4 protein-coding genes are annotated in these 12526 nt (G+C 71.4%); all 4 read right to left on the bottom strand.

Annotation, left to right across the window (positions count from 1 at the left end):
* Nucleotides 1–2: 2 nt before the first annotated feature.
* From A3CQ_RS57140 to A3CQ_RS0107155, 4 genes are read right to left on the bottom strand one after another with little or no spacing between them, the layout of a single operon-like run.
* On the bottom strand, nucleotides 3–2843 hold the full coding sequence (locus tag A3CQ_RS57140; protein ID WP_020510238.1) for a Clp protease N-terminal domain-containing protein: 2841 nt from the start codon (nucleotides 2841–2843) through the stop codon (nucleotides 3–5).
* A gap of 3 nt (nucleotides 2844–2846) precedes the next feature.
* On the bottom strand, nucleotides 2847–5969 hold the full coding sequence (locus A3CQ_RS0107145) for a Clp protease N-terminal domain-containing protein (protein WP_020510239.1): 3123 nt from the start codon (nucleotides 5967–5969) through the stop codon (nucleotides 2847–2849).
* Nucleotides 5970–5971: 2 nt separating this feature from the next.
* Nucleotides 5972–9166 carry a Clp protease N-terminal domain-containing protein gene (locus tag A3CQ_RS51805; RefSeq protein WP_020510240.1) on the bottom strand — a complete coding sequence of 1065 codons (3195 nt, stop codon included), beginning with the start codon at nucleotides 9164–9166 and terminating at the stop codon, nucleotides 5972–5974.
* A 3-nt stretch (nucleotides 9167–9169) separates the two neighbouring features.
* Nucleotides 9170–12427 carry a Clp protease N-terminal domain-containing protein gene (locus A3CQ_RS0107155; RefSeq protein WP_084698963.1) on the bottom strand — a complete coding sequence of 1086 codons (3258 nt, stop codon included), beginning with the start codon at nucleotides 12425–12427 and terminating at the stop codon, nucleotides 9170–9172.
* Nucleotides 12428–12526: the final 99 nt, after the last annotated feature.

Raw genomic sequence — 12526 nt, forward strand, 5'->3', positions numbered from 1 at the left:
GGCTACCGCTCCTGCGGGGCGAGCGCCGCGCTGACCGCCGCGGCGAGCTGGGCTTTGGTCGGTTCGGCGGCCAGATGCGCGTGAAACGGTGGCGAGGGCGGAACCTCGGGATCGTCGCCCGGCCGCTGGGTGGTGATCACCCGCAGTCGCTCGGTCGCGACGATCCCGTGGTCGGCCACCAACCAATGCTGGGTGAGCAGCACCGACGGCTGCTCGGAACGCTGCGCGGAAACCAGGACCGGAGCCAGATCGACCGGCTCGAGACTTTGCCGCGTCCAAACCAAACCAAGATCAGACGGCTTGTGTACGGGGGTCTCAAGCTCCGGCTGATCAAGGTAGACGAGGGTAGGCACCCGACGGGCCGCCCACAATGCCGACACGATCGCTTGGACCACTATCCGCAGCACGACCCCGATCGAGCCGAAGGTCGACGGACTGGCGTCCAACAAGATCCGCACCGACTCCACCGGCGGCTGGGTCTCGGTCTCGTGCAGACGGTAGAGCAGAGCACCGTTGGCGAACCGGTGCCGCAACAGCTCAGACGGTAAGGCCAATTGCGACGGCAAAAGGTTGGTCAGTTTGCCCCGCCGACTGATCCCGGTCAGCCCAGGCCCGGGCGCCGTCGATGAGCTTCGGCTGCGGGCCGGCACGACGGCCCGCGCACCGGTCCACTCCAGCAACGCCCGCTGCGGCCCGGACAGCGCCGGCACACAGTCGGCGCCGTCCCGCAGCCGCAGCGGCAACAAGGGATCCGCCGCCACCGCCCCGGGACCGACCGCCAGCAGCGTCGTGACGACACCGTCGCTGAGGCGCCGCCCGGAATTCAGGATCTCGGCGGTCACCTCGTCCTGGGGTTCGCCGACCCGAGCCCGGGCCACGGCCCGCATCAGGGAGTCACGCAGCTCGGCCGCCGACGCCCCCGGCGCGACGAGACGCGAGTCGGCCGGCGCGTCGGCGCCGAGAAGGGCCGCGAACCCGACCCGGGCCGGCGTCGGCCACGCGAGCGCGCGCATCCGCTGCACATTCGGCAACGCGTGCAGCGCTGCCAACCGCTCGTCCGGCTGAGAACCGGCCCGCGTCAGCCGCAGCACATCGGTGACGAAGCCGAGCGGAAGATGCAGACCCGACCGCGCGAGCAGCACCAGGCCGGACGCGCCGTGGTAGAGCTCGACCGGACGGCCGCCGTCGCGAGCGACCGTCGCGGCCTGCCATCGTGCCCACTCCTCGACCGCGCTTTCGGTGGCCGGGGCCAGCAGCTGAATCACACTCCGGCGGGTGCCGTCGAGCCCCAGACCGCGCTGGATGAGAACCTCGGCCGCGACGCCCTCGCCCTCCCGGATCATCCCGAGCAGGAGGTGCTCGGTGCCGACATAGTCGTGTCCGAGCGCCAGCGCCTCGCGCATCGCGCACTCCAGCACCTTCTTGGACCGCGGTGTGAACGGGATGTGCCCGGTCGGCGCCCCCGGCCCGCGCCCGATGATCTCCTCCGTGTCCGCCCGTAGGTCCGTCAGCGAGATCCCCGCCAACTCGATCACCTTGGCGGCGACGCCCCCGCCCTCCTGGATCAGGCCGAGCAGGAGGTGCTCGGTGCCGATGTAGTTGTGGCCCAGCGTCCGCGCCTCTTCCTGGGACAGGACGATCACCCGCCGAGCCCGGTCGGTGAACCGCTCGAACGTGACGCGCGGCGGGTATCCAGCGGCCGCCTGGCGCCCGCCCGCGCTGGGCGGGCCGCCGGGCGCGGTGCCGGGCGCGCCGCTGGACGCGGTGCCAGGCGCGCCGCTGGACGCGGTGCCAGGCCCGCCGCTGGACGCGGTGCCAAGCCCGCCACTGGACGCGGTGCCAAGCCCGCCGCTGGACGCGGTGCCGGGCGCGCCGCTGGACGCGGTGCCAGGCGCGCTGCTGGGCGCGGTGCCGGGCGGGGCGCCGGGCGGGTTGAGGGCCCGCCGGCGGACCAGGTCGAGATTGGCGCCGAGGGCGACGAGCACCTGGCAGGCGACGCCCTCGTTCGGCCGGACGAGCGCCAGGAGAAGGTGCTGGGTGCTGATGTCGCGGTGGCCGAGCTGATCCGCCTCTCGCGGCGCGAGCGCCAGCATCCTCCGCGCGTCCTGGCTGAGCCCTGCGGGCAGGCGTCCGGCCGGCGGCTGCGCGTCCGGCCTGGCGATCAACTCGACGTCGTGCCGGACGGCGTCGTAGGTGATGCCGAGACTGGTCAGGGCCCGTGCGGCCACCGTGTTCTCGCGGAGCATGCCGAGCAGGTGGTGTTCGGTGCCGATGTGGTTGTGGCGAAGGTTCTGCGCCTCTTCGTCGGCCGCCACGATCGCGCGCCGCGCGGTCTCGTTGTACCGCCGGAAGCCATACGGGTCGCGGATCGCCCATGGCGGGGCGCCTTCAGGGACGGCAGCGTCCGGGTAGCTGGCGAGAGTCGTGATCACGTGCTCGTGCACCCGGTCGAGATCGGCGCCGAGCCCGATCATTATCTGGCAGGCGACGCCCTCACCCTCGGCGACCAGTCCGAGCAGCACGTGCTCGGTCCCGACATAGCCGTGGCCCATCCGCAGCGCGATGAGCAGGGAGAGCTGGATGACCTTCTTGGCGCGGGGCGTGAAGGGAATGTGCCCGCTCGGCGCCGTCTGGCCGAGGCCGATGATCTCCACCAACCGCGCGTGGACGCTCTCGTACGGCACGCCGAGATCCACCAGAACCGTCGCGGCGACACCCTCGCCCTCGACCAGGGCGCCGAGCAGCAGGTGCTCGGTCCCGATGTAGTTGTGCTGAAGCCCCCGCGCCTCTTCCTGGGCCAGGACGACGATCCGCCGCGCGCGGTCGGTGAATCGCTCGAACATGAGCTACCGAGCCTGCGGCGCGAGCGCCGTCCGGACCGCGGCGGCGAGCTGGGCCTTGGTCGGTTCGGCGGCCAGATGCGCGTGAAACGGCGGCGAAGGCAGCGTGTCAGGGTCGTCCCCCGGCAGTTGGGCCGTGACCAGGCGCAGCTGGTCGGTCGCGACGATCCCGTGGTCGGCCACCAGCCGATGCTGGGTCAGCAGGACCGACGGCTGCTCGGAACGCTGCGCCGCGACCAGCACCGGCCCGAGATCGACCGGCTCGAGACTCTGATGGGTCCAGGCGGCACCCAGGTCCGACGGTTTGCGCACGGCCGTCTCCAGGCCGGGCTGATCGAGATAGACCAGCGTCGGCACCTGACGTGCCTGCCACAGCGCCGACACGATCGCCTGCACGACGATCCGCAACGCGACCCCGATCGAACCGAACGTCGGCGGGCTCGTGTCCAGCAGGATCCGTACCGTCTCCACCGGGGGCTGGGTTTCGGTCTCGTGCAACCGATAAAGCAGGGCCCGGTCGGCGAACCGATGCCGCAAAATCGCAGGCGGTAAAACCAACTGCGACGGCAAAAGGTTAGTCAACTGACCCCGCCGGCTGATCCCGGTCAAACCCGGCCCCGGCGCCGTCGACGCGCTGCGGCTACGCGCCGGCACGACCGCCCGCGCACCCGTCCACTCCAGCAACGCCCGCTGCGGCCCGGACAGCGCCGGCACCGCGTCCGCGCCATGGCGCAACCGCAACGGCAACGCCGGATCCGCCGCCACCGCACCCGGCCCCACCACCAGCAAGGTCGTCACGACCCCGTCGCTTACCCGCCGGCCGGCATTCAGAATCTCGGCAGTCTCCGCGGGTGCCGGATCGTCGATCCTGACGCCGGTGACCGTCCGGAGCAGCGAGTTGCGCAGCTCGGCCGGGAAAGCCGCCGGCGGAACGAGCCGGGGATCTGCGGGCATGCCCGCGCCGAGCAGCGCCGCGAACCCAACCCGGGCCGCCGGGGGCCAGGCCAACGCCCGCAGCCGCTGCACATTCGGCAGGGCGTGCAGCGCGGCCAGCCGCTCGTCCGGCTGCGACCCGGCCCGGGTCAGCCGCAGCACGTCGGCCACGAACCCGAGCGGCAAATGCAGCCCCGACCGCCCGAGCAGCACCAGCCCGGACGCGCCGTGGAAGAGTTCGACCGTCTGACCGTCCCCGGGAACGACCGTCGCGGCCTGCGATCGTGCCCACTCCTCCACCGCGTCGGCGGCGAGCGTGGCCGACCCCCCGGCCGCGTATTGGTCCAACAGGTCGAGCATCACGGACTGAGCGCGGTCGAGGGTCACACCGCGCCGGGTGAGCACCTGGGCGGCGATGGTCGCGCTCTCCCCGATCAGCCCGAGCAGGATGTGCTCGGTTCCGATGTAGTTGTGGTGGAGCTCGAGCGACTTGCGCATCGTGAACTCCAGCACCCGCTTGGCGCGCGCCGTGAACGGGATGTGCCCGGCCGGCGCGCCGTCACCCCGGCCGATGATCTCCTCGACATCCGACCGCAGGTCTCCCAGGGCGATCCCCATCGACTCGAGCGCCTTGGCCGCGACGCCCAGACCCTCGTGGATCAGCCCGAGCAGGAGGTGCTCAGGTCCGATGTAGTTGTGTCCGAGCATCCGGGCCTCGTCCTGCGAGAGGACGATCAGCCGCTTCGCCCGGTCGGTGAATCGCTCGAACGTGACGCGTACGGTGGGCTGCTGGGTTTGGGGGTTGAGAAGTGCCATGACCTGCTCGCGCACCTGGTCGAGGTCGACGCCCAGCCCGGTCAGGGCCTCCACGCCGACTCCCTCGCCCTCGCGGATGATCGCCAGCAGGATGTGTTCCGTGTTGACAAAGTTGTTGCCGAGCTGCCGCGCCTCGTCCACCGCGTAATTCAGCACCGACCGGGCACGCGGCGAGAACGGCATCTGCTCGGCCGGCTCCTGAGTTCCTGGCCCGATGATCTCCGCGACCCGCGCACGGACCATCTCCAGCGAGACGGCGGAGCTCTCCAGCGCCTTGGCGGCAATGCCCTCGCCCTCGTGGATGAGGGCAAGGGTCAGATGTTCAGTCCCGATGTAGTTGTGAATTTGCAGCCGGGCCTCTTCCTGGGCCAGGACGAGCACCCGGCGCCCCCGGTCGGTGAATCGATCGAGGCCGGAGGAGGCGGACGTGCTCGGCGAAGGTGTCCGGCCGGGCGTGTCGCCCCCGAGCAACGGGATGATCTCCCGGCGGACCCGGTCGAGGTCGACTCCCCGCCCGGCCAGCACGCGGCCGGCGAGGCCCTCGACCTCCCAGACCAGGCCCAGCAGGAGATGCTCGGTGCCGATGTAGTCGTGGCCGAGCCGCTGCGCCTCACGCGGCACCCAATCCAGCAGTGTCCGCGCGTGCGATCTGTACCCGAAGGATCGGGCCGCTCCCGGCGGCGGCTGCTCCTGCCGAAGGAGCTCCGTGACGTCGCGCAACACATCGTCGTAGGAGAAGCCGAGACGCTCCAGTGCCTGCCCGGCGGCGCCGTCCGGCTCACGGACCAGGCCGAGCAGGCAGTGTTCGGTGTCGACAGTGGAGTCGCCCAGCTTCTGAGCCTCTTCGACGGCCAGCACGATCGCGCGGCGCGCCCGGTCGGTGTACCGCTTGTACCCGTACGGGTCGGGGTCCCTCCAGGCGCCCGGAGCCGCCCCCGTCCCCGGGTATCCGGCGAGAACGGTGACCGAGTGCTCGTGCAGGCGTTCGAGGTCGACGCCGAGCCGAGTCAGCACCTGGACGCCGACCCCGTCACCCTCCAGGACCAATCCGAACAGCTCGTGCTCGGTACCGACGTAGTTGTGCCCCATCCGCATCGCGATGAGCAGCGAGAACTCGATGATCTTCTTCGCCCGCGGTGTGAACGGGATGTGCCCGCTCGGTGCCAACTGCCCGAGGCCGATGATGTCCTCGACCTGCGCCCGAACGTCTCCGAGAGTCACGCCGACGTCGTTGAGCACCTTCGCCGCGTGGCCCTCGCCCTCGTGCAGCAGGCCGAGCAGCAGGTGCTCGGATCCGATGTAGTTGTGGCGCAGCATCCGGGCCTCTTCCTGGGCCAGGACGACGACGCGCCGCGCACGGTCGGTGAATCGCTCGAACATGTCTACGGCGCTTTCGGGGCAAGCGCCGTCCGAACCGCGGCGGCGAGCTGGGCCTTCGTCGGCTCGGCCGTCAGGTGGGCGTGGAACGGCGGCTCCGGCGGCGCCTCGGGGTCGTCCCCCGGCAGCTGGGTGGTGATCACTCGCAGCTTCTCGGTCGCGACGATCCCGTGGTCGGCCACGAGCCGATGCTGGGTCAGCAGCACCGATGGCTGATCGGAGCGCTGCGCCGCCACCAGCACCGGCCCGAGATCCACCGGCTCGAGGCTTTGCCGCGTCCAGGCCAAACCAAGATCAGACGGCTTGTGTACGGGGGTTTCCAGCCCCGGCTGATCAAGGTAGACGAGCGTCGGCACCCGGCGGGCCGACCACAGTGTCGACACGATGGCCTGGACGACGATCCGCAGCGCCACCCCGATCGACCCGAACGTCGGCGGGCTCGTGTCCAGCAGGATCCGCACGGTCTCGACCGGCGGCTGGGTCTCCGTCTCATGCAACCGATACAGCAGCGCCCGGTCGGCGAACCGATGCCGCAAAATCGCAGGCGGTAAAACCAACTGCGAGGGCAAAAGGTTAGTCAACTGGCCCCGGCGACTGATCCCGGTCAGGCCCGGCCCGGGCGCGGTCGACGCGTTCCGGGTGCGGGCGGGAACCATTGCCCGGGCGCCGGACCACTCCAGCAGCGCCCGCTGCGGCCCGGAAAGCGCCGGCACCGATGCGGCACCGTGCTGCAGCCGCAGCGGCAATGCCGGATCCGCCGCCACCGCGCCCGGCCCCACCACCAGCAACGTCGTCACGATCCCGTCGCTGATGCGCCGCCCGGAATCAAGGATCTCGGCGGTCGCCGCCGGGGTCACCTCCACCCCGTCGAACCGGGCCCGGTTGACCGCGCGCCGCAACGAGCTGCGCAGCTCCGCCGCCGACGCGGCCGGCGGCGTGAAGCGGGGATCCACCGGCACCCCCGCCCCGAGCAGCGCGGCGAACCCGACCCGGGCCGGCGGCGGCCAGGCCAGCGCCCGCAACCGCTGCACGTCCGGCAGCGAGTGCAACGCCGCGAGCCGCTCGTCCGGCTGCGACCCGGCCCTGGTCAGCCGCAGCACGTCCGCCACGAACCCGAGCGGCAGGTGCAGCCCCGACCGGCCGAGCAGCACCAGTCCGGACGCGCCGTAGTAGAGCTCGACCGACGGCCCACCGTTCCGGGCCATCGAGGCGGCCTGCCAGTTCGCCCATTCGTCGACCGACAGGTCCGGCGGTTCTACCACCGCGGCGGCCATGTCCCCGGGCCCGCTGATCACCAGATCGCGCGCCCGTTCGACCGTGCCGCCGTGCCGGGCCAGCACCTGGGCCGCGACCCCTTCGCCCTCGCGCATCAACGCGAGCAGGAGATGCTCCGAGCCGATGTAGTCGTGACCGAGCTGCCTGGACTCGGTCAGCGACAGCTCCAGCACCTTCTTCGACCGGGGCGTGAACGGGAGGTGCCCGGTGACCGCGTGCTGTCCCTGGCCGATGATCTCCTCGACGTCGGCCCGCAGATCCGGCGGCGCGATGCCCATGCCCTCGACGATGGCGACCGCGAGATCGTCGTGGATCAGCCCGAGCAGGATGTGCTCGGTTCCGATGTAGTTGTGGTTGAGCGCCCGGGCCTCCTCCTGGGCCAGGACCACCGTCCGCCGGGCCCGATCGTCGAGACTCGGAGCGCCCGAAGTCGCCGGAGCCGGCTCGGCGGCGTCCGGCCGCGCGGCGGCGGGGGTGTTGCCGGAAAGCAGCCGGATGACCTGCTGGCGGGTCCGGTTGAGGTCGGCGCCGAGCCGGATCAGGACCTGCCCGGCGACCCCCTCGCCCTCCCGGATCAGCCCGAGCAGCAGGTGCTCGGTGCCGATGTAGGTGTGACCGAGCTGCAGCGCCTCCCGCAGCGCCAGCTCCAGTACCCTGCGGGCGCGCGGCGTGAACGGGAGGTGTCCGGGCGACGCCTGCGCCCCGATGCCGATGATCTCCTCGATCTGTTCCCGGAGGTCCTCGAGTGAGATGCCGAGGCTCTCCAGCGCCTGGGTGGCGACGCCCTCGCCGTCGTGGATCAGCCCGAGCAGGAAATGCTCGGTCCCGATCTCGGCGTGGTTGAGCATCCGGGCCTCCTCCTGGGCCAGGACGACCACACGCCGGGCGCGGTCGGTGAACCGCTCGAACATGCCGCCGCCGCTGGTCGCCGGCGGCGCCGAGGCCGGCGCGGTCGGCGGCTGGTAGCCGCTGAGCAGCTGGAGGACCTGGTGGCGGAGCCGGTTGAGGTCCACGCCGAGCCGGACCAGGACCTGGCAGGCGACGCCCTCGCCCTCCCGGATCAGGCCGAGCAGGAGATGCTCGGTGCCGACGTAGTTGTGCCCGATCTGCAGCGCCTCACGCAGCGAGAACTCCAGCACCCGCCGCCCGCGGGGCGTGATCGGGATCTCCTCCTCCGGCGGCTGCATCCCCTGGCCGATGATCTCCTCGACCAGCTGCCGGACGGCTTCGAGCGAGACGCCCAGGCTCTCCAGCGCCTTGCCTCCGACGCCCTCGCCCTCGTGGAGCAGGCCGAGCAGGATGTGCTCGGTCCCGAGGTAGTTGTGGTTGAGCATCCGGGCCTCGTCGCCGGCCAGCGCGACCACCCGGCGCGATCGTTCGGTGAAGCGCTCCCAGGGAATCTCCTCGCCCGCCGGCGGAGCGGGCTGAAGGTACTCGCTGCTCGGCGGAACGTGCTCGGGCTCCTGCGGGGCGGCCGTGGGCTGGCCCTGGTAGCCGGAGAGAAGCTGGATCACCACCTGGCGGGTCCGGTTGAGGTCGGCGCCGAGCACCTCCAGCACCTGGGCGGCGACGCCCTCGCCCTCCCGGATCAGCCCGAGCAGGATGTGCTCGGTACCGATGTAGTTGTGCCCGATCTGCAGCGCCTCGCGCAGCGTGAGCTCCAGGACCTTCTTGGCCCGCGGCGTGAACGGGATGTGCCCGCTGGGCGCCTGCTGCCCGACGCCGATGATCTGCTCGATCTGCACGCGGACGTCGTCGAGCGAGATGCCCAGGCTCTCCAGCGCCTTGGCCGCGACCCCCTCCCCCTCGTGGATCAGCCCGAGCAGGATGTGTTCCGTACCGATGTAGTTGTGGTTGAACATCCTGGCCTCTTCCTGGGCCAGGACGATGACGCGCCGCGCGCGGTCGGTGAATCGCTCGAACATGGCTTACCGCGCCTGCGGCGCAAGCGCCGTCCGGACAGCGGCGGCGAGTTGGGCCTTGGTCGGCTCCGCGTCCAGATGGGCGTGAAACGGAGGCTCCGGCGGTGCCTCGGGATCGTCCCCCGGCAGCTGGGCGGTGATCAGCCGCAGCTGCTCGGTCGCCACGATCCCGCTGTCGGCGACGAGCCGGTGCTGGGTGAGCAGCACCGACGGCTGCTCGGACCGCTGCACGGAAACCAGAACCGGCCCGAGATCCACCGGCTCGAGACTTTGCCGGGTCCAAGCCAAACCAAGATCAGACGGCTTGTGTACGGGGGTTTCCAGCCCCGGCTGATCAAGGTAGACGAGCGTCGGCACCCGACGGGCCGCCCACAAGGCCGACACGATGGCCTGGACCACGATCCGCAGCGCCACCCCGATCGAGCCGAAGGTCGGCGGGCTGGTGTCCAACAGGATCCGCACCGACTCCACCGGCGGCTGGGTCTCGGTCTCGTGCAGCCGGTAGAGCAGGGCACCGTTGGCGAACCGGTGCCGTAACAGTTCGGACGGTAAAGCCAATTGCGACGGCAAAAGGTTGGTCAGTTTGCCCCGCCGACTGATCCCGTTCAGCCCGGGCCCGGGCGCCGTGGACGAGCTTCGGCTGCGGGCCGGTACGACGGCCCGGGCACCGGTCCACTCCAGCAACGCCCGCTGCGGTCCCGACAACGCCGGCACCGACTCGGCACCATGCCGCAACCGCAGCGGCAGCGCCGGATCCGCCGCCACCGCGCCCGGCCCCACCACCAACAGGGTCGTGACCGCGCCATCGCTGACGCGACGGCCGGCTTCGAGGATCACGGCGGTCGCCGCCGGCGCCACTTCCATCCCGTCGAACCGGGCCTGGTTGACGGCGCGCCGCAATGAGCTGCGCAGCTCCGCCGCCGACGCGGCCGGCGGGGTGAGGCGGGGATCGGCAGGCACGTCCGTACCGAGCAGCGCCGCGAACCCGACGCGCGCCCGCGGCGGCCAGGCCAGAGCCCGCAGCCGCTGCACGTCCGGCAGCGAGTGCAGCGCCGCGAGCCGCTCGTCCGGCTGTGAACCGGCCCGGGTCAGCCGCAGCACATCGGCCACGAACCCCAGCGGCAGATGCAGCCCCGACCGGCCGAGCAGCACCAGTCCGGACGCGCCGTGGTAGAGCTCGACCGACGGACCGTCCGCCCCGGCGACCGTGGCCGCCTGCCAGCCCGCCCACTCCTCGACCGAGCTCGCGGCGACCGCGGCGGTGTCACTACTCGCGATGGCCGCCTGCACCTCGACCACCTGCCGGCGGGTCCGGTTGAGGTCGGCGCCCCGTTTGACCAGTATTTGCGCGGCGACGCCTTCACCCTCCCGGATCAGTCCGAGCAGGATGTGCTCCCCGCCGATGTAGTCCTGGCCGAGCTGGTACGCCTCGCGCAGCGACAGCTCCAGCACCCGTTTGGACCGAGGCGTGAACTCCGGGGTGGACTCGTGCTGACCCAGCGCGATGATCTCGTCGAGCTCGGCCCTGGTCTCCTCCAGCGAGATGCCCAGGTCGGTCAGCACCGTGACGGCCACACCGCGGCCGTCGTTGATCAGGCCGAGCAGCAGGTGCTCCGTCCCGATGTGGCCGTGGCTTCGCGCCAGGGCCTCCTGCTCGGCCAGGACGACGATGTTCCGGGCTTGCTCGTTGAGTTTCGGGACGCCACCGGCCACCGTGGGCCCGACCGGGCCGGGGTAGACCCTGAGAACCTGAATGACCTGCTGGCGGGCCTGGTTGAGGTCGGCCCCGAGCCGGACGAGCACCTGAGCGGCAGGATTCTCGCCCTCGCGGAGCAGGCCGAGCAGGATGTGGTGCCCGCCGATGTCACTGTGGCCGAGCTGGAGCGCCTCACGCAACGCCAGATCCAGCACCCGGCGGGCGCGCGCGCCGAACGGGACCACCGGCGGAGACACCTCCGGGCCCGGGCCGACGAGGCCCTCGACTTGTTCCCGGAGGTCCTGCATCGAGATGCCGAGACGCTCGAGGGCCTGGACGGCGACGCCCTCACCGTCGAGGACGAGGCTGAGCAGGAGGTGCTCGCCGCCGACCTCGTGGTGATTGAGCATCTGGGCCTCTTCCTGGGCCAGGAAGACGATGCGCCGCGCTCGGTCGTCGTACCGCTCGAATGCCGCACCGATCCCGGAGCCGGGCGGCGGTTCCGCCGCTGCGGACGGCCATGCGGAAGACGCGCCCGGCGGCGCCGGCGGCGTGCCCTGGTAGCCGCCGAGAAGCCGGATGACCTGCTGACGGACGAGGTTGAGATCGGCGCCGAGCCGGACCAGGACCTGGCAGGCGACACCCTCGCCCTCCCGGATCAGGCCGAGCAGGAGATGCTCGGTGCCGACGTAGTTGTGCCCGATCTGCAGCGCCTCACGCATCGACAACTCCAGCACCCGCCGCCCGCGCGGAGTGAAGGGGATGGTCGCGCCCGGCGGCTGCGACCCCTGCCCGACGATCTCCCCGACCGACACCCGGACGGCCTCGAGCGAGACGCCCAGGCTCTCCAGCGCCTTGGCGGCGACCCCCTCGCCCTCGTGCACCAGGCCGAGCAGGAGGTGCTCCGTACCGATGTAGTTGTGGATGAACATCCGGGCCTCGTCGCCGGCCAGCGTGACCACGCGCCGCGATCGTTCGGTGAAGCGTTCGAACGAGAAGCCTTCGGCGGAGGTCGGCGTCGGAGGCGGTGCGGGGCTGGAGTACTCGGGGGCGGAGTACGAGGGGGCGGAGTACGAGGGGGCGGAGTACGCCGGCGGCGGCGGGACGGGAGCGCCCGGGGACCGGCCGTCCGGGTAGGCGGAGAGGATGACGAACACCTGCTGGCGCAGCCGGTTGAGGTCGGCGCCGAAATGGACCAGCACCTGGGCCGCGACGCCGTCGCCCTCGCGGCTGAGTCCGAGCAGGAGGTGCTCGGAGCCCACGTAGTTGTGGCCGAACTGCAGGGCCTCGCGCAGCGCCAGCTCGAGGACCTTCTTCGCCCGCGGCGTGAACGGGATGTGGCCGCCCGGCGGCTGCTCCCCCTGACCGATGATCTCCTCGACCTGGAGCCGGACACTCTCGAGCGAGATGCCCAGACTCTCGAGCACCCGGGCCGCGATGCCCTCACCCTCGTACATCAGCCCGAGCAGGATGTGCTCGGTGCCGATGTAGTTGTGGTTGAGCATCCTGGCTTCTTCTTGAGACAGGACCACAATGCGTCGGGCTCGGTCGGTGAAGCGCTCGAACATGCCGTCGATCCCGTCGTGTCGAGGCGAGCTGGGCCGGCGCGATGCGAGGTCATCCACTACGGATGTTCAAGCGCACCATTTCGGATCGTAACCGGGCGG

The organism is Paractinoplanes globisporus DSM 43857, from assembly GCF_000379645.1.
Classification (GTDB): Bacteria; Actinomycetota; Actinomycetes; order Mycobacteriales; family Micromonosporaceae; genus Actinoplanes; species Actinoplanes globisporus.

What these genes read in the sequence shown, in the direction of transcription:
- A3CQ_RS51805 (WP_020510240.1), bottom strand. Translation starts at nt 9,166, where the DNA reads ATGTTCGAGCGATTCACCGACCGCGCGCGGCGCGTCATCGTCCTGGCC.
- A3CQ_RS0107145 (WP_020510239.1), bottom strand. Translation starts at nt 5,969, where the DNA reads ATGTTCGAGCGATTCACCGACCGTGCGCGGCGCGTCGTCGTCCTGGCC.
- A3CQ_RS0107155 (WP_084698963.1), bottom strand. Translation starts at nt 12,427, where the DNA reads ATGTTCGAGCGCTTCACCGACCGAGCCCGACGCATTGTGGTCCTGTCT.
- A3CQ_RS57140 (WP_020510238.1), bottom strand. Translation starts at nt 2,843, where the DNA reads ATGTTCGAGCGATTCACCGACCGCGCGCGGCGGATCGTCGTCCTGGCC.